The sequence below is a fragment of the Nitrospirota bacterium genome (assembly GCA_016214845.1).
GTDB lineage: Bacteria > Nitrospirota > Thermodesulfovibrionia > UBA6902 > UBA6902 > SURF-23.
On sequence record JACRMS010000003.1, the window covers coordinates 81384 to 105286 of the forward strand.

Here is a 23903-nt window from a genome sequence, read left to right on the forward strand (position 1 = left end):
TTCCACGAGTTTTACCGGAATATGGGATTTACAAAATTCCTTCGGCTGTTCTGGTATTTCGCTGTATTTGATTTCGTCCGGTATGTCGTGGGTGATTATATTGTTTTTGCCCTGTCCGTTATAAAAAGGAAAAAGAAAGAAGCGCAGTACAGCACGGCACGGGCCGACCTTTTTAACGACCGGCCGCTCGTATCAGTCATCGCCCCGGGGAAAAATGAGGGGAAGCACATCCCCGGGCTCGCAAGGTCCCTGAAATTACAGACGTATAAGAACTATGAATTGATCATCGCTGACGACGGTTCTGATGATGACACCCCCGCCGTCTGCAGGCAGATGCTGCGGGAAAGGCTGATCGGCAGGTATTTCAGAAATGACGTAAGGGGAGGGAAGGCCTCAGCGGCAAATCTCGCGTTAAGGTACAGCCGCGGGAAATTTATTGTGCATGTTGACGCGGACACTTATCTGGACAGAAACGCAATTGAGAACATCATCACCCCTTTCTATCTCGATGAGAAAATAGGCGCGGTGGGCGGCGATGTCCGAGTGGCCAACAGCGATGGGTCTTTGGCAGCGTCCCTGCAGGCGATAGAGTATTTCAAAAGCATATCCATCGGGAGGTGGGTCTCCTCAACGTTCGGTATACTGAGGATAGTGCCGGGCGCTTTCGGCGCCTTCAGGAAGGACATTCTTGACAAGCTGAAAGGGTGGGACGTCGGCCCCGGTCTGGACGGGGATTTAACGGTCAAGATAAGAAAACTGCACTACAGGATCATCTTTGAGCACACGGCGTTTTGCCATACAAATGTCCCTGATACCTTTGCTAAACTGGCAAGGCAGAGATACAGATGGGACCGGTCGCTCGTCAGGTTCAGGCTCAGGAAACACAGGGACGTATTTATGCCCTCGGAGAATTTCCGGTTCAACGACTTTTTCTCCTTTCTTGAGAACTTCCTGTTCAATTTCATACTGAACCTCAAATGGTGGGTGTATCTCATTGACATCCTGCTGAATTATTCTTCCCTGATTAAATTTATTATCCCTATGAACTACATACTCTATTATTTGTCAAACATAATCCAGTATGTCATCGGTGTCATACTGCTCGGCAGGACCATAACAAAGAAAGAGTTGAAACTGTTCATATATCTCCCCCTCATGCCTTTATATACAACATTGTATATGAGAATTGTCAGGACGTATGCCTATCTGGGTGAACTGGTCTTCAAGCTGTCGTATAAGGACCGGTGGAACCCCGCCAAGGTCTCCCGCAAGGCCCTTGAAAAGGGGTTGTGAGTTATTGCACTTTTGTGCTTCTTAACTTTTGCACCTTTACACTATTGCCCTTCTTTACTTCAGTGTGTTCAGGAAATTGTTTACTGACACAATCGGGACAAAGGCCGTGAGTGAATTCGGCGTCCGTGCGCTCGCGGATGTAATCATCAACCTGCTTCCAGTAGCCGCCGTCATCACGGATCTTTTTGCATGAGCAGCAGATAGGGAGCAGCCCGCTCAGGGTCTTGACCCTGACGAGAGCATCCGTAAGATCAAAGATCAGTTTATTACGCTCTTCTTCAAGCTTCTTTTGTTCGGTGATGTCCCTGACAACGTGGACCAGGCCGATGATTTGTCTGTCTTCCCCAAAACGCGGGAGCGACTTTATTTCAAGACATTTTCTCAGGTTCGGCTCAAACATTTCCGTGGTGGTGGGCAAACCGGTCTTTAAGGTCCTGCAGCTTGGGCAGTTCTCAGGCGGGGAAGCTGACCCGTGGTAGGATTCATAGCATTTATGTTTCAGGAGTTTCAGGAATTCCGAATCAAGCATTTCTTTTGCCGCCTTATTGGCGCGCACTATATTAAAATCCATATCGTGAATAGTTATTGCCTCGTTAATGATATCGAAGGTCTCTTTCCATTCTTTTTTCTCCTGGAAGATCAGGTGCTCCAACTGCGTGTGAATAGTCACGTCCCTTACAACCTCCATACCGGCAACGGTCCTTCCTGATGAGTCTTTAATGGCCGAAGAAGTAATTTCAACGATCAGCTTTCCGTTTTTGGAAGGGTTGGTCCTCACGGCTGTGTGGACCCTCCCGTCTTCAAATGATTTCGTTAAAGGGCAGGCTTCACAAATGTTGTCTCTTTTTTCAAAAGCGCTGTAACAGAATTCACCGACATGATTTCCTATGATGTCTATCGCCTTTTTGTTCTGATATAAGATCCTGTAATCCGTGTCCTGGATGCTTATCCCGTCTCCAACGGCCTCAAGTATCCCGTGTCCGACAATTTTTTCTATGAGCTGTTTCCCGGTCTTGGCTTTTGCCTTCATTCTGTCCATCCCCTCTTCAGACTTTGGTTGCAAGGTTAATGTTTTTCATCGTTATAATTTCTTTATCAAAAAGCTTCCTGCTTGTCTATCGTAAATTTACTTTGCCGCATCGGGGACCTTTCACTTTACCCTCTGTATCCTTCTGATTATTTCGCTTGTGGATATCCCCTCAACAAAGGGGATTGTGCGTACTTCTTTAGCAATGTCCGCCCCGACGATATCTTTTACGTCCCAGTCCGCGCCTTTAACAAGCACGTCCGGTTGAATATTTTTTATAAGCTCATACGGGGTGTCTTCGTCAAAAAGCGTCACGTAATCAACCATGTATAATGCCGCGAGGACTTCCGCCCTCTCCTTTTCCGGATTAACGGGCCTGCCGGGTTTGATGCTTGAAACTGAACGGTCCGAATTCAGCCCTATGACGAGGATGTCCCCGAGCTTTTTGGCCCCGGTCAGATAGCGGACATGCCCCACGTGAATAATGTCAAAGCAGCCGTTGGTAAAGACGATCCTGCTGCCTTGCTGCTTTAACTTGTCTATAATATTTTTCAACGCTGCCCTGTCAACGATCTTATTCATTGCAGTCCATTTTAAATTTTAAATCTTAAATTTGCAATTTCAAATTCAGTGCGCCTGATGTATGTTATAATTTACGACTGTAAATTCAAAGGAGGCCTAATGATAAATCCGGCTATCTTCAGGCAATACGACATCAGAGGTGTATGGGAAAAGGATTTAACTCCTGAGGTAGTCGAACTTATAGGCAGGGGGTTTGCCTCGTATCTGCGTAAGTCAATTAAAAGAGACCGGGCAAAGATAAGCATTGGAAGGGACGCAAGGCTGCATTCTCCGGCGATTAGAGACAGTCTTATCAGGGGCTTAACAAGTTCCGGGATCGATATCGTTGACCTCGGTGTTTGTCCGACACCCCTTCAATACTACTCAATGCATAAACTTCAGCTTGACGGCGGCGTGATGATTACCGGCAGCCATAATCCCCCGGAATTTAATGGATTTAAGCTGAGCGTCGGAAGGACCACTATTTTCGGAGACGCGATACAGGAGATCAGGAAAATCATAGACGCAAATGCCCTTATGAACGGAAGCGGCAAGGTTGAAACATATCCGGTAATTGACGACTATATTAGTTTTATAAAAAATAAATTTGAAAGCCTTTCAGGACTCAGGGTCGTAGTTGACGCCGGCAACGGCACAGGAGGTCTTGTCGCGCCTCAGATCATGAAGGCCCTTGGGGCAGAGGTAATAGAGCTTTACTGCGAGCCTGACGGGAATTTTCCGAACCACCATCCCGATCCAACCGTGGAAAAATATCTCACTGACCTCATTGCAAAGGTCAAAGAACTGAAGGCCCATGTCGGTTTCGGTTATGACGGAGACGCTGACAGGATCGGCGCCATTGACGAGGACGGCAATATCATCTGGGGTGATAAATTAATGATAATCTTTTCGCGGGACATCCTCAAAGACAACCCCGGGGCAAAGATAATCGGCGAAGTAAAATGCTCCCAGACCCTTTATGACGATATCTCGGCCCACGGCGGGGTCCCTGTGATGTGGAAGACCGGACACTCTCTTATCAAAGAAAAACTTAAGAAGGAGCATGCCCTGCTTGCCGGCGAAATGAGCGGGCACCTGTTTTTCGCCCACAGATATTTAGGCTACGATGACGCGATCTATGCAAGTCTGAGGCTCCTTGAGATCATAAAGAAGGCCGGTTTGCCATACAGTACGAAGGCCTTGTTGCAAGATGTCCCTCACACCGTTGCGACTCCTGAGATAAGGTTTGACTGCCCTGATGAGATCAAATTCAAGATAGCCGAAAAAGCCCAGGAGGCGTTTAATGAGTACCCGTCAATCACCATTGACGGCATCAGGATCCAGTTTGACGACGGGTGGGCGCTCATCCGGGCTTCCAACACCCAACCCGTCCTGGTCCTGCGCTTCGAGGCAAAAAATGAAGCCCGCCTTTTGGAGATCAGAAATTTTGTTGAATCACGGTTAAATCAAATAATTGAGGGACATAGGTCTTGATAGGTAGACTTCCTTTTATTATTGAGATGTTTTTTGGCCCACGCCCTGCAGGCCACCGGTTCCTTTTTTAACTTACAGTAACATCTCTTATGCGCCAATTCATGAAAAGCTTGTGACCTTGTAATTTTCCCGAGAATATGGTAATTTTTCAAGTTATATAAAGATAAGGGGGAGCCTTATGAAACATGACGATATAATAAATGCTTTAAGAAGTGAAAATGAAGAGTTCAGGAGACTTGAAGAGGACCACAGGAAACTTGACAAGGCCCTTGATGAAATGAATAAGAAAAAGTATCTCACAGCGGAGGAAGAAGTCGAAAAAAAGAAAATGCAAAAACAAAAGCTTCAGCATAAAGACCGTATAGCTCAGCTTATCAGGGAATACCAACCAGGTTGAAAATTGAAAGTTAAAAGTGTAAAGTTGTTTTCTGTTTCCACTTTTAACTCTTAATTTTTAACTGTCAACTCTTAACTTGTTTATATTATGAAAAGCAATTCGATAAAAAAAGGGCTGGAAAGACTGCCTCACCGGGCGCTGCTCTACGCCACTGGGATCCCTCGCACTGAAATGGACAAGCCTTTCATCGGCGTGGCAACAAGCTTCACGGACATCATCCCCGGACACATAGGCATGAGAGACCTTGAAAGGTTTATAGAAAAAGGCGTCCATGCAGGCGGAGGTTATCCGTTCTTCTTCGGGATCCCCGGCATCTGCGATGGTATCGCAATGGGCCACAGCGGAATGCACTACAGCCTTCCTTCGAGGGAGCTGATCGCAGATATGGTGGAGACCATTGCTCAGGCGCACCAGTTTGACGGGCTGGTGCTTCTTACAAATTGCGACAAGATTACCCCCGGAATGCTTATGGCCGCGGCGAGAGTGAATGTCCCTTCAATAGTTGTTACCGCAGGGCCGATGTATTCAGGCCATTTGCGGGGCAAGAGACTTTCACTTGTTAATGACACATTTGAGGCAATAGGAAAATATAAAAAGGGATTGCTGAAGAAGTCGGAACTGGAAGACCTCGAGATGTGCGCCTGTCCCGGCGCGGGTTCCTGTCAGGGTATGTACACGGCAAACACAATGGCTTGCGTAACCGAGTCTCTCGGCATGAGCCTTCCCGGCTGCGCGACTGCCCTGGCGGTCTCAGCGCAAAAGCGCAGGATCGCATTTAACAGCGGCAGCAGGATTGTTGAGCTTATAAAAAAGGATATGACTCCAAAAAAGATAATGACCCGTAAGGCGTTTGAAAATGCGATAACGGTTGATCTGGCCCTCGGAGGCTCAACCAACACAGTGTTACATATCCCCGCAATAGCTCATGAGGCCAAAGTAAATTTGACCCTGGAACTGTTTGACAGGATAAGCAAGAGGACTCCGCATATCTCAAACATGCTGCCCGGAGGCACGCATTATCTTGAGGACCTGGATTTTGCCGGCGGAATACCCGCGGTGCTGAAGAGATTGAAATCCGGCCTCAATAATGTTATTACTGTTTCAGGGCAGAAGATATACGAAATCGCTGATGGCGCCGAGATCACTGATGAAGAGGTCATCAGGCCTCTTGATAAGGCCCATCGCAAACAGGGCGGCATCGCAGTATTAAGAGGCTCTCTTGCCCCTGACGGCGCTGTTGTAAAACAAACGGCTGTCAGCGAAAAAATGCTCAAGTTCCAGGGCAGGGCCAAGGTGTTTAATTCAGAAGAAGAGACAATGAAGGCAATACTCTCAGGAAAGATCAAACCAGGCGACGTCGTCATAATCCGCTATGAAGGGCCCAAAGGCGGCCCGGGCATGAGAGAGATGCTGAGCCCCACGTCCGCAATCGCGGGAATGGGATTAAGTGACTCCGTTGCCTTGATCACTGACGGACGTTTCTCAGGAGGAACGAGAGGTCCCTGTATCGGACATGTCTCGCCGGAGGCAATGGAAGGCGGGCCGATCTCTATCGTAAAAAATGGAGATATGATAGAGATTGATATTACTAACAGAAAGCTGAATTTACTCCTCAGCGATAAAGAAATTAAAAAGAGGTTTAAAACGCACGTCCCGGTAAAACCAAAAATAAACAACGGCTGGCTTGCAAGATATGCTTCTCTGGTAACATCCGCAAGCACCGGCGCGGTGATGAAGTCAGGGAGTGATATAGTCAAGAAGTGAAAGTGTGAATATTTTGCAGGCGTCATTCCCGCAGTCAGTTAGCGGGAATCCAGAGCAATAAGACTGGATTCCGGGTCAAGCCCGGAATGACATTTAAGCAACTGAATGTTGCTTAGGGAGATTAAATGAAAAAGAGCGGCGCAGAGATATTAATTGAATGTCTGAAAAAAGAAGGGGTGAAACACGTCTTCGGTTATCCCGGCGGCGTGGTGCTCAATATCTTCGACATTCTTTATGATGAAAAAGACTTGCAGCTTATCCTTACAAGACACGAGCAGGCCGCGGTGCACGCCGCTGACGGTTATGCGAGGGCCAGCGGAAAGGCCGGGGTAGCGATTGTTACATCAGGTCCCGGAGCTACAAATACCGTAACAGGCATTGCAACCGCCTCAATGGACTCCATCCCCCTTGTTGTTTTTTCCGGCCAGGTGCCTACACTACTTATTGGCAATGACGCGTTTCAGGAAGCGGACATTGTCGGCATCACCAGGCCCTGCACTAAGCATAATTTTCTTGTTAAAGATGTGAAGGACCTGGCTCAGACCGTGCGGGAAGCATTTCACATAGCCACTACAGGAAGGCCCGGTCCCGTATTAATTGATCTGCCAAAAGACGTGACAGCCGGTTCAACAGAATTTATCTGGCCGGAGGAAGTGAAGATCAGAAGCTACAATCCGACGTATCACGGAAATAAGTACATGATAAACCAGGCCGCCCAGATGATATTGCAGGCGAAAAAGCCCGTCATTATGGCAGGCGGCGGCGTGATATTGTCAGGCGCCTCCAAAGAGCTGAAGGAACTTGCCGAGCTTGCTAAGATCCCGGTCACAATGACACTGATGGGGCTTGGCGGATTTCCCGGCACGAATAAACTCTCAATGGGAATGCTTGGAATGCACGGCACTTATTACGCCAACACAGCCGTCCAGAATGCGGACCTCCTCATCGGGATCGGCGTGAGGTTTGACGACCGTGTAACGGGCAAGACCAACGAATTCGCGCCTCAGGCAAAGATAATGCAGATCGATATTGACCCGACATCGATCAGGAAAAATGTGAGGGTGGACCTCCCCGTTGTGGGTGATGTCAAGAACGTTTTAAGAGACCTGATAAAGACGCTTAAGGAATCAAAGGAGCAGTGGGGCGCAATCAGAAGCGCATGGCTGAAACAGATTGAACACTGGAAAGAGGAGAGACCTCTTTCATACAGGTTTGATAAAAATATCATCAAGCCGGAATTCGTTGTTGAAAAGATATACGAGCTCACCAAGGGCGAGGCCATAATCTGCACCGAGGTTGGCCAGAACCAGATGTGGGCCGCGCAGTTCTACAAGTATGATTACCCGAGAAGATGGTTGTCTTCAGGCGGCCTCGGCACCATGGGGTACGGTTTTCCCGCGGCAATAGGGGCGCAGTTCGCGTGTCCTGATAAAGTGGTTTTCGATATAGCAGGCGACGGAAGCATACAGATGAACATACAGGAGCTGGCAACAGCGGTCATCAATAAACTGCCCGTAAAAGTGGCGATACTGAACAACGGGTATCTCGGGATGGTAAGGCAGTGGCAGGAACTCTTCTTCAAAGAGCGCTATTCCCATACTCATCTTGAGACAGGCAACCCTGATTTCGTCAAGGTTGCCGAGGCCTACGGCGCTGCCGGTTTAAGGGCAACGAAGCCGGAGGAAGTAGAGCCTGTTATTAAGGAATCGCTGAAGATAAAAAACAGGCCCGTATTCCTGGATTTTGTTGTGGACTGGAAGGAAAAGGTTTACCCGATGGTCCCGGCAGGGGCGGCAATAGACCAGATGATCTTTGAGGAAGAGGAAAAGAAGGAAGAGAAGAAATTAAAGGCAGTGAAGTGAGGACAGGGATTAGGGGTTAGCAGTTAGGGATTGGTCAAGAATAAATACGAGGAGAAAATATGCGGCATACAATTTCAGTACTGGTTGAAAATAAATTCGGTGTTCTTTCGAGGATCTCAGGCCTTTTCAGCGGAAGAGGATATAACATCGAGAGCCTTTCCGTCGGCGAAACCATTGACCCCGCGATCTCCATAATGACAATTGTAACAACCGGCGACGACCTGGTAGTCGAGCAGATAACAAAACAGCTCAACAAGCTCATTGACGTCATCAAGGTTGTGGACTTCATGGAGATCGATCATGTGGAAAGGGAGATGGTGCTCATCAAGATCGCCCCGAGGAAAGAGGATAAGGCTGAGGCCCTGCAGCTTGCCGAGATATTCAGGGGCAGGATAGTGGATTCAGGCCCTTCAACCTATACAATAGAAATTACCGGGGAAGAAAAAAAGATCAGCGCGTTCATAGACCTCATCAAACCTTTCGGCATAAAAGAATTTGTCCGCACAGGTAAGGTTGCGATAGGACGCGAGGGGACAAAGAAGGGCAAGTAGGCTGAGACATAATCTTACTTAAGAGTTTCAAAAACAAAAAGGTCCCTGTATGCCTGCGGCGGGTCAATGATCTCCAGTCCCATTCTGTTTATTAAGCCGTCAGGCACGGCCTTCTGTACGTGCAGCCACTCTACTTCGCATTTCAAGATCAGAGTTTCCCCTGAATATGATTTAAATTTTACCTTCGGTGAATTCCCCGGAATAAAATCCGTCGCTGTATTCGTGGGCGCGGTTTCCACATATATCCCGTCGTCTGAAAGGTTCATTATATATCCTTCATAATTTTTAACACCTGTGATAAGTTCAGCCTTTATATTTGTAAATGTTCTTTGACGACGCTTTTGCATGATAATACCCCTCTCCCTGTTTAAATGTTATACAAAGATATATTGCCCCTCAATCCGGGCCTTTTTATTAGTTACTATGAAATCTTCCGGTTGTCTACTAAAAAATAATAATAAATATATTTAGAATACAAGTGACGGGAAGGCTGAAATGAAAGTCTGCTGCAGAATTTCTATAATCGACAATAAAACAGTAGCTGGTAGTTAGTAGACAGTAGTTAGGGGTCCCCAACTACTTACTGCTGTCTACTGACTACCCTTTCAAGGAGTCGTATAGAAATTCTTCCACAGCCTTCCATTTCAGCAACATATAAACAGGGAGCATCATGAATAATGTGGGATGGAAGATTACAGCAGGCCGAATTTCTGCATCTTGTACCGGAGGGCGTCTCTGGAGATCCCTAACAGCCTGGCAGCCTTTGTCTGATTGCCGCCGGTCTTTTCAAGCGCCTGTTCAACCAGGTCCTTTTCCACGGTCTTAAGGGAGAGTCCCGCAGTGGGGATGGCAATCGCGGCGCTCTCTACCGACTCTATTCCGCTGAACTCGATTATCTCCGCGGGGAGATGTTCGGGATAAACAACTTCGGTGTCCTCCAGGATGCAGATCCTCTCGATCACGTTTCTGAGTTCCCTGGCATTTCCATACCACGGATAATTCAGCAGAAGCTTTTCGGCTGTCGGGGAGATACCGGTGACGTTCTTTTTGAATTCCTTGTTGAACCTTTGTAAATAATGCATGGCAAGCGGGAGTATGTCCTCTTTCCGTTCCCTCAACGGCTGGAGGTTGATCGGGAAGACTTTAAGACGATAATAGAGGTCTGCCCGGAAGCTCCCGTTCCTTACTGCTTCTTCGAGATTTTTTTTGTTCGTAGTCGCGACAATCCTTACATCCACCCTTATGTCTTTGAGTCCGCCGACACGCTTGAAGGTCTTTTCTTCAAGCGCCCTTAAGAGCTTTGCCTGAGTGGACAATTTAATGTCCCCAATTTCGTCAAGATAAATAGTGCCTCCGCTTGCAATCTCAAAAAGCCCCTTTTTGGCTGTCTTGGCGTCCGTGAAGGCGCCCTTTTCATGACCGAACAGCTCGCTCTCAATAAGCGCTTCAGGTATCGCGGTGCAGGTGACCTCCACAAAAGGCCCGCCCACGCGCGGGCTGTTATAGTGCATCGCCCTTGCAAGCAGGCTCTTGCCGGTGCCGCTTTCGCCCTGGATGAGGATGGTATTGGCGTCGCTTGCCGCCACCTTTTTTGCAAGTGTGATGACCTCTCTCATGGCAGGAGATTCGCCGATTATGTTGCTGAAATTGTAAGTGTCGTATTTTTCCTCTCTGAAATAATTGACCTCTCTCTTTAACTGCGCCGTTTCCATGGCCTTTCTAATTAGAACAGAGAGCCTGTCCAGGTCAAAAGGCTTTTCAACAAAGTCATACGCCCCCAATTTTATGGCGGTGACGGCAGTGCCGATATCTCCATGCGCGGTTATGATAATTACGACTGCCTCGCCGTTTGACTTCTTCATGGCCTCAAGCGTTTCCATCCCGCTCATGCCCGGCATCCGGAGGTCCAGGATGACAACGTCAGGGGACTCCGTCTGAAAAACCTCAAGACCGTCGTCGCCGGAATCAGCAGTAAAAACTTCATGCCCTTCTTTCTCAAGGTGCTGCTTGAGGCTCTTTGTTATAAATTTTTCATCATCAACAACGAGTATTCTTCCCATAATATTATTCCTGAACTCTCACGCCGGTCTCCATGAGCGGCAGGGATATCGTAAAAACGGTCCCTTTTCCCGGCGTGCTTTCAACGGTAATTTCGCCTCCGTGTTCATGGACGATCCTCTGGCTTATGGACAATCCGAGACCTGTTCCTTTCGTCTTCCGCGTATAAAAAGGATCGAATATATTTTCAAGATGCTCCTGTTCTATGCCTTCTCCTGTGTCCTGAAATCTGATGAGCATTATTTTATTGCTCAGTATATGGCCTTTTATTTTGTCGCCGACCGTCTGGGAATCAGCGATTGATATTGAAATCGCAAGCCTTCCCCCGGAGGGCATTGCCTGGACGGCGTTTATCATCAAATTCAGAAATACCTGCTGCATCTGGTCGGGGTCCATCATAACATCTGGAAGGTCAGCGTCAATATGCGGATCAATGCTGATATCATGACTCTTGGCCTCAGGGTACACAAAAAACAATGCCTTCTCTAAAATACCCTCTATTTTATTGGGCAGGAACTGGGGCGGTTTCGGCTTTGCGTAATTCAGGAGGTCTTTCACTATCCTGTCGAGCCTTTTTATCTGAAGCAATATTTCGGCTGTGATTTCTTTCTTGTCATCGTCTGCCTTCATCTCGGACTGAATTAACTGTACCGCGCAGCTTATTCCTGTCAGGGGATTTTTTATCTCATGGGCGATGCCCGATATGATCTCTCCGAGCGAAGCAAGCCTTGCCGCCCTTTGTATCTGCTCCATGTGAAACTGTTCTATCTCTTTTTTGGCGGATTCGAGCGATTCAACCATGCTGTTAAAACTCTTTGCCATGAGGCCGAACTCGTCTTTCTTGTTCTCTTCCATTCTTGCGGACAAGTCGCCGTTTTCAATCTTCCTGATAGTGCGGATCATCTTCCTGACAGGCCTTTCTATGAGTATTCCAACCACGAACATAATGCCTGCGCCCATCAGCAGAAAGCCTATAAGGGCATCCATGAAATGCTCTTTTTTAAATGCCCCGATGGTCTGGTATACGCTGTTAAGCGAAATATCTATCCCCAGCACGCCCAAAACCTCTTTATCAGATCCGTGGCACCTGTGGCAGATGGGCTGGTTCTGAATGACGGTAAGCTTTGAGGTATACCGCTGCCCATCTTTCTCTACCAGAAAGGCCTTCTGATATTCCCCGTTCTTGAAGATCTCCACATCTTTATTATAAATTTCCCTTCCGATTTCCTTTGGCTCCGAAGAAGCGACTATGGTCCCGTTTTCAGGGAGAAATATCCTTATTCCCTTTAATTCCTTTGAGTCCTTGATCAGGCTTTCCATGAAGGTCTGCAAATCCTGCCACCTGTTTTTCAGCATGAGCACCATAATGCCGTGCGTTATCCTCTCTGAAAGCAAAACGGCTTTTTCTTTCTGCGTGTTCAGGAGCTTTTGCTCGGTCTGATTTATATCTCTCAAAGTGGACAAGACCATAATGACGGAGATAATGAAAAAAGCTGTAAAGGTTATCTTAAATTTTACGCTGTTAAACATCTTATGCCTTAATATATAATATTATCGGCTAAAACATTTAACTACATTAACCTGTTGAGAATTCAACGAAGGGACAGTCGTCCTGCCATATACAAAGTTTTACAGGCATAACCATATAACGATTTTGAAAGGTAATTAATTCATGACCGGGAAAGATAATTTTAATTTTGAAAGCCTGCTTGATGAGTCCGTTAAAATTCACGGGCATCTCTGCCCCGGACAGGTGTTAGGCGTAAGGATGAGCATATTAGGACTTGAAAAGGCCGCCATTGAAGACCCTAAGGGCAAAGACAGGAAGAAGGTCATGGTGTTTGTTGAAATAGACAGGTGCGCCACTGATGCGATCCAGTCTGTCACAGGATGCAGCCCCGGCAAAAGGACGATGAAGCTCCTTGATTACGGAAAGATGGCCGCGACCTTTGTAAACCTGCACACCGGGAATGCGGTAAGAATATTAGCGAAAGAGGAATCAAAAGCAACAGCGAAAAACTATTGTCCTGAGATCGAAGACAAGTACGAACGCCAGGCCGCCGCTTACAAGGTGATGCCCGATGAGGAGCTTTTTAAATGGGAAGAAGTGTCCGTTGAAATTCCCCCGGAGGACATGCCCGGAAGGCCTTTGAAGCGTGTGCAGTGTGAAAAATGCGGCGAATATGTGCAGGACAACAGGGAGATAAATCTGGACGGCAGGATATATTGCAAGGCCTGCGCAAAAGGGACATACTACAAAAGGAGAAAATAATAGTTTCTCTACCACGGAGGCACGGAGAAGCTTCCTTGTTTATTTTCTCAGTGTCTCTGTGCCTCCGTGGTTTTAACAATTTTTTATTACTGAAATACGAATGGAAAATTTATGAAACCTCATGCGAACATATTAAGTCTTGTCGGCAATACCCCGCTTGTAAAACTGAACCATATACCTGGCGCTGATGACGCAGAGATATGGGCAAAACTTGAGGGCTTTAATCCGGGCGGTTCCGTCAAAGACAGGATAGCGCTTTCAATGATAGAAGCTGCGGAGAGTGAAGGCAAGTTGAAACCCGGCGGCACCATCATCGAGCCCACAAGCGGCAATACGGGCATAGGGCTCGCCTTGATAGCCGCGGTGAAGGGATACAAAATAATCCTCACTATGTCTGAAAGCATGTCCCAGGAGAGAAGGCTGATGTTCCAGGCTTTCGGGGCTGAAGTGGTCCTCACACCCGCCGCCAAAGGGATGATGGGCGCTGTGGAAGAAGCGGAGCTGATATTGAAAAGAAACCCCGATTATTTTATGCCGATGCAATTTGAAAATCCTGCCAATCCCGATATCCACAGGAGGACCACCGCTGTTGAGATCATCGATGCGCTCGGCCCTGACATTGACGGTCTTGTCGCAGGCGTGGGCACGGGAGGGACGATAACGGGTGTCGGCGAGGCATTGCGCTTACACAAAGCTGATATCTGGATAGCGGCGGTTGAACCGGCAGGCTCGCCTGTGCTGTCCGGCGGCGATCCGGGCCCGCACAAAATTGCAGGAATAGGCGCGGGCTTTTATCCCGGGGTGCTGAATACAAAGATCTATAATGAGGTGATTCCCGTAACAGATGATGACGCGGCGTCAATGTCACGCCTGCTGGCAAAGAAGGAAGGAATCCTCGCCGGCATATCATCAGGCGCTGCCGCGTGGGCTGCGTTAAAAGTCGCAAAGAAATTAGGGAGAGATAAAAAGGTTGTGGTCATCTTCCCGGACCGCGGCGACAGGTATTTGAGCACAGGGCTGTTCACTCAATAGATCCAGTCCGCAGTGACGCTCAAATAATTGCCCGGATAGTTCGAGGTAAAGTCAATTACAGAACAAGTCAAAAATAAGGTATGGCTGAAGCTTTCTTTGTTCCTGTTGTTCTTCGCCGGGATAACGCTGCTGTTCTATAAGACAGGACTGATCAGGTTCTTCCTCAACAGGGAGGAGCTCCTTGCCTTCCTCAGATCTCTCGGACCGTTTGCGGTTGTCGGATTCATACTGGTCCAGGCACTCCAGGTCGTGATAGCTCCAATACCGGGAGAAGCCACTGGCCTGTTAGGCGGTTATTTGTACGACCATGTTTCGGGGACGATCTATTCCACCATCGGGCTGACCATCGGATCATATATCGCTTTTTCCATTTCAAGGGCCTTCGGCAGGCCCTTTGTTGACAAGTTCGTTAGCAAAACTACAATGGCGAGGTTTGAATACCTGCTGCACCACAAAGGGGCCTTCCTTGTCTTTCTGCTTTTTCTGATCCCCGGACTTCCCAAGGACGCCCTCTGCTATGTGCTGGGGCTGGGACATCTTTCAACGATGGAGTTCATTGTTATTAGCGGGACAGGACGGCTTTTCGGCACGGCGCTGCTGACAGTGAGCGGTGATTATTTAAGACACCAGCAATATTACAGGCTCTCCATTCTTGCCGGGGTCGCCGTTATCGTTGTCTTCCTCGCTATGGCCTACAGGGACAAGATCGAAAGACTGTTCAGAAAGCTGCACGTAATGGAATACAGAAAAAGAAAAAAGGCAAACCGCCCGCAATCATCTGCGAAAGATTAATGCCGGAAGCAGGCTTTATACCTCAAACGCATCCCTGATAAGCTCAAACTCCGGGCTGCCGTTTTTGTAACAGATACTCAGGACATCAAATCTGCACGGGGGAAGGTCGTTAAATTTTTTAAGATATGTCAGCGCAACATTGGCTATCTTGCGCCTCTTTCTTTTGTTAACTGCCTCAAACGGAAGGCCGAATTCAATGCTCTCCCTTGTCTTTACCTCGATAAAAACAAGCTTGTCATCGTCCTTTGCAATTATATCTATCTCGCCGATGCTGTTTTTGTAATTCTGTTCGATGATGCTGTAGCCCTTTTTTCTCAGGAATGCTGCGGCAAGCCCCTCGCCTCTCTCACCCAAGGTCTTCATGATGTCCCCCCTTTAAGAAAATTAACCACGGAGACACAGAGGCACAGAGATTAGTTAAGAGTAAAGATTTACGAGTCAAGGACAACAGAGTTAAATAGTCCCTAATAACTTTAACGCATGATTATTTAACTCTGTTGTTTATCTTACTCCGTGCCCCTGTGTCTCTGTGGTTAATTTTAAATGTCAATCCTTCTAAAGAAGCAGGTCCTGTTCCCTGTGTGGCAGGCTCCTGGACCAACCTGTTCAACTTTTATCAAAAGTGTGTCCGCGTCGCAATCGTATAAAATTTCCTTCACGATCTGGACATTTCCGGACGTCTCGCCCTTCATCCAGTATTTCTGTCTCGACCTGCTCCAGAAATGGGTCCTGCCTGTTTCTATGGTTTTCTCCAGTGAAGTTTTGTTCATGTACGCCATCATCAAAACCTCGCTGGTTTTCACATCCTGTATGATTGCGGGGACCAACCCTTTGTCGTCATATTTCAGCTCCGGGACCATCGCTCCTCCTTAACTTCTCTCAACCTTTTTCGCCTTTTTCAAAACTTCAGAAGCCATTTTTTTCCTGTGGTCTTTGAGGACGTCCGCAATGATCGGGTCTTTAATGCCCATAATCTGCGCTGCGAAGATGGCAGCATTTTTTGCTCCAGCCTTGCCTATCGCCATTGCGGCAACCGGGATACCCGGAGGCATCTGGACTGTTGAATACAGGGCGTCAACGCCTTTAAGCGGTGATGAATCAATAGGGACCCCGATCACCGGAAGCACCGTGTGGGAGGCGATCACTCCCGCAAGATGCGCGGCTGCGCCCGCGCCAGCGATGATGACTTCGGTGCCGTTTTTCTCCGCGTCCCTTACAAGCTTCACTGTCCTTTCCGGTGTCCTGTGGGCAGAGGAGACTGTCATTTCATAAGGTATGTTAAATTCCTCTAAAATTTTAGAGGCCTCTTCCATGACCTGTAAATCGGAATCACTGCCCATGACTATCAAAACCTTCGTTTTCATAACATCTCCCTTCTTGTTATGCGTAATCGGTAATGCGTGATGAGTTTTCTTTACGCATTACGCGTCACGCGTTACCCATCACGGCTTCTTAATCGCCTTGTCCGCTATGTCCTTCCTGTAATGCATCCCGTCAAAATGGATCTTCTCAACAGCCTTGTACGCATTTTCTTTTGCGGTCTGAATGTCTTTGCCGATCGCGGTCACACCGAGGACCCTTCCGCCGGACGTGACAAAATTCCCGTCATTCAGGCTTGTCCCCGCGTGAAAGATCATTGTGTCCTTATCACCCTTGAACTCATCAAGCCCCTTGATCGCTTTGCCCTTCTCATATTTTCCGGGGTAGCCTTTTGATGAAATGACCACACAGACAGCGGCATCGTTTCTCCAGGAGATATATGCGTCCTTCAATTTTCCTTCCGCAGTCGCCTTTAACACCTCAAAGAGATCGCAGTCAAGTCTCATTAAAATGGGCTGGGCTTCAGGGTCGCCAAAGCGGCAGTTGAATTCAAGCACGTAAGGCTTCCCGTCACATATCATCAGCCCGGCATAGATCACGCCTCTGAAATTTATCCTCTCTCTTGCAAGCCCCTTCATGACAGGACCGATCACGGTCTTCATGATCTTTGCCTCCAGGCTTTTTGTTATTACGGGCGCCGGACTGTATGCACCCATGCCGCCTGTATTAGGCCCTTTGTCTCCGTCAAAGATCGTCTTGTGGTCCTGTGATGTGGCAAGCGGGACAACCGTCTTGCCGTCAGTAAGGATCATGAATGAAGCCTCTTCGCCTCTTAAGCATTGCTCAATAACAACCTTATGCCCGGCGTCTCCGAAGGCCTTATCTTTCATTATCTGCTTAAGGGCGTCTGTCGCCTCCTCTACGGTTTCACATACGAAAACGCCCTTGCCTGCTGCGAGGCCGTCCGCCTTTATCACCACCGGCGCGCCTTTCAGCCTTATATATTCTTCGGCATGGAGATAGGATGAAAATGTTTTATGCTCGGCAGTGGGAATTCCATACTTGAGCATGAAATCCTTTGCAAAGACCTTGCTGCCTTCGAGCCTCGCGCCGGATTTGTCCGGGCCGAAGATCCTCCGCTCCTCTTTGATAAAGGCATCAACGATCCCCGCGGAAAGCGGGACCTCCGGGCCTACGACCGTCAGGTCGATCCATTCATATTTGGCGAAATTCAGCAGGGCGTCGATATCGTCCGCCTTTATATCGAGGCATTCCGCGATCTCCGCAATGCCCGCGTTGCCGGGGGCGCAAAAAATTTTATCAACCTTCGGGCTCTGGCTGAGCTTCCACACAAGGGCATGCTCCCTGCCCCCGCTGCCGATAACAAGAACTTTCAAATTAACCTCCGTAATGCGTAATGTGTAATGCGTGATGAGTTAACTCGTTACCCGTCACGCGTTACTCATCACGGCCTTTCTAATGTTTAAAATGCCTCATTCCGGTAAACACCATCGCAATGTTGTGCTCGTCCGCTGCGGCGATGACGTCATTGTCCTTGATCGAGCCGCCGGGCTGAATTATCGCGGTAGCACCTACCGATGCGATGAAGTCTATGCCGTCCCTGGCCGGAAAAAAAGCGTCCGATCCGACAACGGAGCCTTTCAGCGGATGGACCGCCTTCATGGCTGCAAGCTTTGCTGAATCAACCCTGCTTGTCTGGCCTACGCCAATGCCGAGAGCGCGGTCCGTTGCGGTAAATACGATAGCGTTGGACTTCATGTGCTTGCAGACCTTCCATGCAAATTCCAGGGCGGTAAGTTCATCAGCCGAGGGTTGTCTCTTTGTGGCCACCTTCAGCGATTTAAAATCACTTACCATTGCCGTGTCTCTTTCCTGGACGAGAAGTCCGCCCTGAATTTTCCTGATCTCAAAACCTGAAGGCGCCTGCGATAGATCCAGCGCAAGCAGCCTTATGTTGGGTTTTGCGCTCAGTAGCTTTAGCGCTTCAGGATCAAATCCCGGGGCAATTATTATTTCAACAAACAGTTTCAGTATCTCTTTTGCGGTCGCAACATTAACGTCCCTGTTCAATGCGATTACTCCTCCAAAGGCTGACAGTGGGTCTATTTCATATGCATTAACATATGCCGACTCAATGGCGTCCGCTGTCGCAACGCCGCAGGGGTTATTGTGTTTGATAATTACAGCGGCTGGTCTTTTAAATTCCCTGATAAGATCAAGCGCCGCGCCTGAATCAAGATAATTATTGTAAGACATCTCCTTGCCCTGAAGGATCTTCGCGTCAACGATGGAAAGCCCGTTGTATAAAGGCTCTTTGTATAAAGCGGCCTTCTGATGGGGATTTTCTCCGTAGCGCAGGTCGTTGATTTTGAGATAGCTCTGTGTGAAATACTGCGGGAAGGTCTCCCCTGCCTTGCCGTGCCTGCTGAGATAGTTGGAGATCAGGGTATCGTACCTGGCAGTGTGCGCAAAGACTTTTTGCGCAAGATAGAATTTCATATCGTAGCTTACCTCGCCGTCGTGGGTCTTCAGTTCCTGGATGACCTTATCATAGTCCGCGGGATCAACGATCACCACAACGTCCCTGAAATTTTTTGACGCTGCCCTGAGCATTGTCGGGCCGCCGATGTCAATGTTTTCAATGGCCTCGTCAAATGCGACATTGGGCTTTGACACCGTCTGCTCAAACGGATAGAGATTGACCACGACCATGTCAATGGATTTTATCTGGTTGGCCTTTATGTCCCGCTCGTCCTGGGCGTTGTCCCTTCTCCAGAGCAATCCTCCGTGGATCTTCGGATGAAGGGTCTTCAACCTGCCGCCTAACATTTCCGGGAACCCGGTATATTTTGAAACCTCTTCGATCTTGACCTTTTGGTCGCTTAACGTCTTTGCCGTTCCGCCTGTTGAAACTATCTCGACCTTGAGACTGCTGAGCTCTTTTGCAAACTCAACTATCCCGGTCTTGTCAGAGACGCTTATTAACGCCCGTTGCACCTTCGCCATTTTCTATCCTCCTATTACTTTAGTCCACAGATTACGCAGATTACACAGATTAAATAATTTCCTTACAAAGGAATAAGTTCGGAATGACGCTTTTATCTGCGCCATCTGCGTAATCTGTGGATATAATTTTTTACAAATAACCTTTCTCCATGATACTGGTATATCTGCCGTCTGAAACCACCACGTGGTCCAGGACATTGATGCCTACTATTTTACCTGTCTCAACAAGTCTCTTTGTTATATCTATATCGTCCCTGCTCGGGGTAGGGTCCCCGCTTGGATGATTATGAACAAACAGCACGGAAGCGGCAGCTTCCTTGATCGCGTACCTGAACACCTCGCGCGGGTGCACAAGGGAAGATGTCAGCGTGCCATCGGAAACAACTGTTTCCTTAAAGACCCTGTTTTTCGCATCAAGCATGGCGCAGAGAAACCTTTCCTTTTTTAAGCCAAAGAACCTCGGATGATAATATTCATACACCTCGCGGCTGTTTGTGAAAGACAGTTTTACCAAAGCATTGCCTGCCTCGTCCTGCAACAGCCTCCTGCCAAGCTCAAAGGAGGCCTTCACCTGGGCGATCTTCGCGCTTCCGATTCCCTTTGTCTTTGAGAATTCAGCCAGGGAGGCGTCTTCAATTTCTTTTAAACTATCAAACTGCAAGAGCAGCTCCCGCGCAAGGCCTAACGCGCTTTTATCTTTCCCGCCAGTCCGCAGGATTATCGCAAGCAACTGGGCCGTGCTCAGGCTCCCTGCCCCGAGACTGAGAAGCCTCTCTCTCGGCCTCTCTGATTCAGGCCATTCTTTAATGCTCCCGTATTCCATATCCCCGTTAAAGAATACAAGATTCAGGATGAATGATTCAAGATGTGTTTTAAAGTGATGTGACGCGGGGAGTGAAAGACGACTGACCTCTAATTCGTATAACCCAGATACACGCGGTTTAGTTCAACCTGCCGGATCGTATCGGAATGAAAAAAAGCCTTAAAATAAAATGTTCCCGTTCCTATCTGAGAGTGGAAGGTCCATAGATTCAAGTTCACTTCCATTGCCGAGTTGGTCTCGGAGTAGCCTTCCGCGGTTTCCCAGTTTGTTCCGTTATGATAATACCACCTCGTCCCGTTGGCTGAGATTTGGTACCTGACAGCGCCAGCGCTGCCGCCGCCCGCGATTTCGAAGAAGCTGTTGAGGAATAAATACTTCTGTCCGGCTTTGTTTACAATTGTGGCATTGTCCCCGGGGTAATGGGCAGGGCCGATCATTACTTTTTTAAGTCCGGGTGAATAAGAAATATTATCAGACCCGAAATACGCCCTGTATTGAAAATACCTGTTATCGGGCACGTTGGCAAGGGACAACGACGGCGGGTTTATTGCGGTGTTGTTCAGCTCGGAATAAAAAGAGCCGGCCGTTGCGTCAGGCCCGGTAAATTGTTCATTATCACAAAGCGGGTCGTCACAGGAGCGAATTTGAAATTTCAGGCTCATAGCCCCCCTTTTGTAGAAATCGAGTATCTCTGTCCCTGTCAACGCGCGGTTAAAGACAGCGACTTCGTCAATTGTTCCGCCAAAAGACCCCCAATGAAAGCCTGTGCCGAGTCCGATTTTTGCATAATTATTTCCTGAGCTGTCAGATGATGCGCCTGCAGGGGCATCAAGTATTCCATCAACATATATCTTTAATCCGCTGCTGCCCATAACTGCCGCGGCAAAATGCCACTTTCCGTCATTGACAACTGTGGCCCCGCCGGCCAAGATGCCGCCCTGAGTATTATTTGCTGTAACATATCCGTCGCTAACGCCTAATCCGGGATAGGATGTTCCGCCAAGAGCCGCTATAGTCCCTCCGCTTACAGTCTTAAACCACGCTGTAATTGTTATGTCGGAAGTCGAGGCCGGATTTAAGGAAGCGATGTAGACCCTGCCCCACGAAAAATTCAAAGCAGTATTAAATATTCCCTCCGCAGAGTAACTAACATCATTTTCAACTATGCCATCATTGCCATTGCCGGAGTAGTCATTAATTGTTCCACCTGCTTCATTCATGTGCATTAACAGAACATTCCCGGTCATATCGGCATTGCCTTCGGAATAACCTGATTCAGATTTATTGTCATCAGGCAATTCCTTACCATAAGGCATCTGCGGGGTCCATGACAAAGCGCTCCACGAAGTTGATGCTCCAGCGTCAATAATCCTTGAGGTAAAGTACCCGGATGTTTGGTCCGCCTGAAGCTCTGCGAGGGCATTCTCTTCATCCCACTGTGTAAGATTATATGTCCCGCCGCCAAACCCGGTCAATGCATTATCATCATCGGTTTGATCGACTAATATCAGGCCCGCTGTTCCATCAGATATCCGCACCTTACCTGCATCGTATGTGTAGTCATTAGAATTTACAAACAGCCAGGAAATGAGACCGGGCGCCTCCGGAGAAGGCATATCAGGCGTGGAAGGCGCATCAGGTGTGACAGGTGTGTCCGTTGTTCCGGGCGTAACCGATACGTCAGGAGTAACCGGCGTGCTGCTATTTGTTGAGCCGCTTATACCGCTTGAGTCCGACCCGCCTCCGCCGCAGCCTGCAAATATTACCATCGGCGTGAGGACGAGCAAAAACGTATAGATAATCCCCCGATTGAATCTCAGAAATATCTCCCCCAAATTAGATTTTTAATGTAATAACCCTTATCGGCATTACAAGAAAAATCTTTAATTCAGAAATAATTGAGAGACGTAAAAACAATCGATATAGAGGATACAGATCAACGCCGGCAGACATGCATAAACCTGCTGCAAGCTACCGGAATTTCGAGTTCATGAATAAACCATAAATATTTGTCCGCGAACATCTGCGTTCATCCGCGGCTAAGCTTACTCCCCCAGCACCGCCTTCTGAACGCTTATGATCTTCTTGATCCCTGATTCGGCAAAGTCCAGCATTTTTTGAAGCTGCATCCGGTCAAACGGCTGGGTCTCCGCGGTGCCCTGGACCTCTATGAATTTACCTGACCCTGTCATAACGATATTCATATCAACCTCTGCTGTAGAATCCTCAATATAAGAAAGGTCCAGTCTCGGCTCACCTTCAACTATGCCCACGCTCACTGCTGCGATATAATCGTTGATCGGCTGTCTGACAATTATCTTGTTGTCCATTGCATATCTTATGGCCAGTTTAAGAGCGACAAACGCCCCTGTTATCGCGGCCGTCCGGGTCCCTCCGTCAGCCTGGATGACATCGCAGTCAAGCCAGATGGTCCTCTCGCCTAAAGCAGTCAGGTCTACAACAGAGCGCATGGCCCTTCCGATAAGCCTTTGTATCTCATGCGTCCTGCCGCCTATTCTTCCGGCGGTTGATTCCCTTACCGTCCTGACAGACGTCGCCCTCGGAAGCATCGAATACTCGGCAGTGATCCATCCCCTGTTCTGGTCTTTTAAAAAAGGAGGCACCCTGTTTTCTATCGTTGCCGTGCATATCACCTTTGTAGCTCCCATCTCTATCAGCACAGCGCCCTCGGCAGTGGCAAGGAATTTACTTACAATATTGATCTTTCTCAGCTCATCCGCGTTTCTTCCATCAGTCCGCATCCGTTATCCTCCTACATTTATTTTTTCAATTTGTTCTATCTTCTGACTTAAAAACCGCTCGCCTACCTTTATAAATCTTTCAGGCGAGTCTGTGACGTAGTAAGTCCATAACGGGCCCGGAAGGGAATTGCCCTCTATGCCGTATTGGACCAGCGCCTTCTTTACCTCGATGACCGTTTCCCTGGCGGAGTCTATCAGCGTTATATTCTCACCCATGATTCGGGAAATAACTCCTTTCAACAGTGGATAATGCGTGCAGCCCAGGACGAGGGTATCAATGGGTTCTTTCTTAAGCCCTTCGAGATAATGTCCTGCTGTGAGAACGGCGACGTCATTGGACGCCCAGCCTTCCTCGGCCAACGGAACAAAAAGCGGACATGCCTTTGTAAAAATGGTAAGCTCGCCAAGGCTTACCTCAAAGTATCTGTCATAGTGTATGGCCCCGTGCTCTTTCATGACCACGGGCTTGCTGCCGTACAAAGCGTTTATCGCGTGAACATAAGAGTTGCTTTTTATCGTTCCTTCTGTGCCTATTATGCCGATCTTTTTGGACCTTGTGGTCTCCAGGGCCTTCTTCGCCCCGGGCTCGATGACCCCTATTACAGGTATGTCGAATTTTTCTTTTATAGCGGTCAGGGCGGATGCTGAAGCAGTATTGCAGGCGACCACTAAAAGTTTTATTCCCTTCCTGACGAGGAAATCAACCATCTCCAGAGAATACCGGACAACCGTCTCCGGAGATCTTATACCATAGGGGACGCGGGCGGTATCGCCTGCATAGAGCACTTTTTCCTCAGGCAGCTGGCGCATGATCTCCTTCATGACAGTCAGGCCGCCAACGCCTGAATCGAATACTCCAATGGGCATG

The 23903-nt window shown here is 48.2% G+C and carries 21 protein-coding genes and 1 pseudogene; 9 read left to right on the forward strand and 13 right to left on the reverse strand.

The window, feature by feature from the left end; all coding sequences use genetic code 11:
- The first annotated feature begins 21 nt into the window (after nucleotides 1-21).
- Complete coding sequence (locus tag HZB61_00760; protein MBI5055134.1) at nucleotides 22-1293, forward strand: glycosyltransferase family 2 protein; 1272 nt, start codon at nucleotides 22-24, stop codon at nucleotides 1291-1293.
- A gap of 1 nt (nucleotide 1294) precedes the next feature.
- On the opposite strand, the gene HZB61_00765 is transcribed toward HZB61_00760, so the two are convergent.
- Both HZB61_00765 and rfaE2 read right to left on the reverse strand, forming a co-directional pair.
- Nucleotides 1295-2323, reverse strand: a complete 1029-nt coding sequence (locus tag HZB61_00765) for a PAS domain-containing protein (protein MBI5055135.1) — start codon at nucleotides 2321-2323, stop codon at nucleotides 1295-1297.
- A gap of 120 nt (nucleotides 2324-2443) precedes the next feature.
- Nucleotides 2444-2902, reverse strand: a complete 459-nt coding sequence (gene rfaE2, locus HZB61_00770) for a D-glycero-beta-D-manno-heptose 1-phosphate adenylyltransferase (GenBank protein ID MBI5055136.1) — start codon at nucleotides 2900-2902, stop codon at nucleotides 2444-2446.
- A 99-nt stretch (nucleotides 2903-3001) separates the two neighbouring features.
- Here rfaE2 and HZB61_00775 point away from each other — a divergent pair, with 99 nt between their 5' ends.
- The 5 genes from HZB61_00775 to ilvN all read left to right on the forward strand — a co-directional run bounded on the left by HZB61_00775 (nucleotide 3002) and on the right by ilvN (nucleotide 8949).
- Nucleotides 3002-4375: a phosphomannomutase/phosphoglucomutase gene (locus HZB61_00775; GenBank protein ID MBI5055137.1), complete on the forward strand. Its 1374-nt coding sequence runs from the start codon at nucleotides 3002-3004 to the stop codon at nucleotides 4373-4375.
- 178 nt (nucleotides 4376-4553) lie between these two features.
- Complete coding sequence (locus HZB61_00780; GenBank protein MBI5055138.1) at nucleotides 4554-4772, forward strand: DUF465 domain-containing protein; 219 nt, start codon at nucleotides 4554-4556, stop codon at nucleotides 4770-4772.
- A gap of 87 nt (nucleotides 4773-4859) precedes the next feature.
- Nucleotides 4860-6536, forward strand: a complete 1677-nt coding sequence (ilvD, locus tag HZB61_00785; GenBank protein MBI5055139.1) for a dihydroxy-acid dehydratase — start codon at nucleotides 4860-4862, stop codon at nucleotides 6534-6536.
- A gap of 125 nt (nucleotides 6537-6661) precedes the next feature.
- Nucleotides 6662-8398 (forward strand): biosynthetic-type acetolactate synthase large subunit, encoded by a 1737-nt coding sequence (gene ilvB / locus HZB61_00790; protein MBI5055140.1) that lies wholly within the window; start codon nucleotides 6662-6664, stop codon nucleotides 8396-8398.
- A gap of 59 nt (nucleotides 8399-8457) precedes the next feature.
- The gene (gene ilvN, locus HZB61_00795) at nucleotides 8458-8949 is read left to right on the forward strand and encodes an acetolactate synthase small subunit (GenBank protein MBI5055141.1); all 492 of its coding nucleotides are present in this window, start codon (nucleotides 8458-8460) and stop codon (nucleotides 8947-8949) included.
- Nucleotides 8950-8963: 14 nt separating this feature from the next.
- Here ilvN and HZB61_00800 read toward each other — a convergent pair whose 3' ends face one another.
- The 3 genes from HZB61_00800 to HZB61_00810 all read right to left on the reverse strand — a co-directional run bounded on the left by HZB61_00800 (nucleotide 8964) and on the right by HZB61_00810 (nucleotide 12537).
- Nucleotides 8964-9296: a PilZ domain-containing protein gene (locus tag HZB61_00800; protein ID MBI5055142.1), complete on the reverse strand. Its 333-nt coding sequence runs from the start codon at nucleotides 9294-9296 to the stop codon at nucleotides 8964-8966.
- Between the two features lie 345 nt (nucleotides 9297-9641).
- Nucleotides 9642-11009 (reverse strand): sigma-54-dependent Fis family transcriptional regulator, encoded by a 1368-nt coding sequence (locus tag HZB61_00805; protein ID MBI5055143.1) that lies wholly within the window; start codon nucleotides 11007-11009, stop codon nucleotides 9642-9644.
- Nucleotides 11010-11013: 4 nt separating this feature from the next.
- The gene (locus tag HZB61_00810; GenBank protein ID MBI5055144.1) at nucleotides 11014-12537 is read right to left on the reverse strand and encodes a HAMP domain-containing protein; all 1524 of its coding nucleotides are present in this window, start codon (nucleotides 12535-12537) and stop codon (nucleotides 11014-11016) included.
- Nucleotides 12538-12679: 142 nt separating this feature from the next.
- On the opposite strand from HZB61_00810, the gene HZB61_00815 reads away from it, so the two are divergent.
- The 3 genes from HZB61_00815 to HZB61_00825 all read left to right on the forward strand — a co-directional run bounded on the left by HZB61_00815 (nucleotide 12680) and on the right by HZB61_00825 (nucleotide 15103).
- Complete coding sequence (locus HZB61_00815) at nucleotides 12680-13279, forward strand: TraR/DksA C4-type zinc finger protein (GenBank protein MBI5055145.1); 600 nt, start codon at nucleotides 12680-12682, stop codon at nucleotides 13277-13279.
- Between the two features lie 111 nt (nucleotides 13280-13390).
- On the forward strand, nucleotides 13391-14311 hold the full coding sequence (gene cysK / locus HZB61_00820; GenBank protein ID MBI5055146.1) for a cysteine synthase A: 921 nt from the start codon (nucleotides 13391-13393) through the stop codon (nucleotides 14309-14311).
- 150 nt (nucleotides 14312-14461) lie between these two features.
- The gene (locus HZB61_00825; protein MBI5055147.1) at nucleotides 14462-15103 is read left to right on the forward strand and encodes a TVP38/TMEM64 family protein; all 642 of its coding nucleotides are present in this window, start codon (nucleotides 14462-14464) and stop codon (nucleotides 15101-15103) included.
- Nucleotides 15104-15118: 15 nt separating this feature from the next.
- Here the strand turns inward: HZB61_00825 and HZB61_00830 are convergent, their stop codons facing one another.
- The 8 genes and pseudogenes from HZB61_00830 to HZB61_00865 form a co-directional block, all read right to left on the reverse strand.
- Nucleotides 15119-15466, reverse strand: a complete 348-nt coding sequence (locus HZB61_00830; protein MBI5055148.1) for a YraN family protein — start codon at nucleotides 15464-15466, stop codon at nucleotides 15119-15121.
- A gap of 176 nt (nucleotides 15467-15642) precedes the next feature.
- On the reverse strand, nucleotides 15643-15963 hold the full coding sequence (gene hisI, locus HZB61_00835; protein ID MBI5055149.1) for a phosphoribosyl-AMP cyclohydrolase: 321 nt from the start codon (nucleotides 15961-15963) through the stop codon (nucleotides 15643-15645).
- Nucleotides 15964-15972: 9 nt separating this feature from the next.
- Nucleotides 15973-17820 (reverse strand): annotated as a pseudogene (purD, locus tag HZB61_00840) (phosphoribosylamine--glycine ligase).
- Nucleotides 17821-17899: 79 nt separating this feature from the next.
- Entirely contained in the window at nucleotides 17900-19450 is a 1551-nt protein-coding gene (purH, locus tag HZB61_00845) for a bifunctional phosphoribosylaminoimidazolecarboxamide formyltransferase/IMP cyclohydrolase (protein MBI5055150.1), read from the reverse strand.
- Between the two features lie 130 nt (nucleotides 19451-19580).
- Complete coding sequence (radC, locus tag HZB61_00850; GenBank protein ID MBI5055151.1) at nucleotides 19581-20273, reverse strand: DNA repair protein RadC; 693 nt, start codon at nucleotides 20271-20273, stop codon at nucleotides 19581-19583.
- Between the two features lie 89 nt (nucleotides 20274-20362).
- Nucleotides 20363-22060: a LamG domain-containing protein gene (locus tag HZB61_00855; GenBank protein MBI5055152.1), complete on the reverse strand. Its 1698-nt coding sequence runs from the start codon at nucleotides 22058-22060 to the stop codon at nucleotides 20363-20365.
- 258 nt (nucleotides 22061-22318) lie between these two features.
- Nucleotides 22319-23035, reverse strand: a complete 717-nt coding sequence (gene rph / locus HZB61_00860; GenBank protein ID MBI5055153.1) for a ribonuclease PH — start codon at nucleotides 23033-23035, stop codon at nucleotides 22319-22321.
- Between the two features lie 3 nt (nucleotides 23036-23038).
- Nucleotides 23039-23902, reverse strand: coding sequence for a glutamate racemase (locus tag HZB61_00865; GenBank protein ID MBI5055154.1), 864 nt, complete (start codon nucleotides 23900-23902; stop codon nucleotides 23039-23041).
- Nucleotide 23903 lies beyond the last annotated feature (1 nt).

Bases quoted from the DNA above. Each gene is read 5' to 3' on its own strand.
- HZB61_00760 (MBI5055134.1), top strand. From the start codon at position 22: ATGGGATTTACAAAATTCCTTCGGCTGTTCTGGTATTTCGCTGTATTT.
- HZB61_00765 (MBI5055135.1), bottom strand. From the start codon at position 2,323: ATGAAGGCAAAAGCCAAGACCGGGAAACAGCTCATAGAAAAAATTGTC.
- rfaE2 (MBI5055136.1), bottom strand. From the start codon at position 2,902: ATGAATAAGATCGTTGACAGGGCAGCGTTGAAAAATATTATAGACAAG.
- HZB61_00775 (MBI5055137.1), top strand. From the start codon at position 3,002: ATGATAAATCCGGCTATCTTCAGGCAATACGACATCAGAGGTGTATGG.
- HZB61_00780 (MBI5055138.1), top strand. From the start codon at position 4,554: ATGAAACATGACGATATAATAAATGCTTTAAGAAGTGAAAATGAAGAG.
- ilvD (MBI5055139.1), top strand. From the start codon at position 4,860: ATGAAAAGCAATTCGATAAAAAAAGGGCTGGAAAGACTGCCTCACCGG.
- ilvB (MBI5055140.1), top strand. From the start codon at position 6,662: ATGAAAAAGAGCGGCGCAGAGATATTAATTGAATGTCTGAAAAAAGAA.
- ilvN (MBI5055141.1), top strand. From the start codon at position 8,458: ATGCGGCATACAATTTCAGTACTGGTTGAAAATAAATTCGGTGTTCTT.
- HZB61_00800 (MBI5055142.1), bottom strand. From the start codon at position 9,296: ATGCAAAAGCGTCGTCAAAGAACATTTACAAATATAAAGGCTGAACTT.
- HZB61_00805 (MBI5055143.1), bottom strand. From the start codon at position 11,009: ATGGGAAGAATACTCGTTGTTGATGATGAAAAATTTATAACAAAGAGC.
- HZB61_00810 (MBI5055144.1), bottom strand. From the start codon at position 12,537: ATGTTTAACAGCGTAAAATTTAAGATAACCTTTACAGCTTTTTTCATT.
- HZB61_00815 (MBI5055145.1), top strand. From the start codon at position 12,680: ATGACCGGGAAAGATAATTTTAATTTTGAAAGCCTGCTTGATGAGTCC.
- cysK (MBI5055146.1), top strand. From the start codon at position 13,391: ATGAAACCTCATGCGAACATATTAAGTCTTGTCGGCAATACCCCGCTT.
- HZB61_00830 (MBI5055148.1), bottom strand. From the start codon at position 15,466: ATGAAGACCTTGGGTGAGAGAGGCGAGGGGCTTGCCGCAGCATTCCTG.
- hisI (MBI5055149.1), bottom strand. From the start codon at position 15,963: ATGGTCCCGGAGCTGAAATATGACGACAAAGGGTTGGTCCCCGCAATC.
- purH (MBI5055150.1), bottom strand. From the start codon at position 19,450: ATGGCGAAGGTGCAACGGGCGTTAATAAGCGTCTCTGACAAGACCGGG.
- radC (MBI5055151.1), bottom strand. From the start codon at position 20,273: ATGGAATACGGGAGCATTAAAGAATGGCCTGAATCAGAGAGGCCGAGA.
- rph (MBI5055153.1), bottom strand. From the start codon at position 23,035: ATGCGGACTGATGGAAGAAACGCGGATGAGCTGAGAAAGATCAATATT.
- HZB61_00865 (MBI5055154.1), bottom strand. From the start codon at position 23,902: ATGCCCATTGGAGTATTCGATTCAGGCGTTGGCGGCCTGACTGTCATG.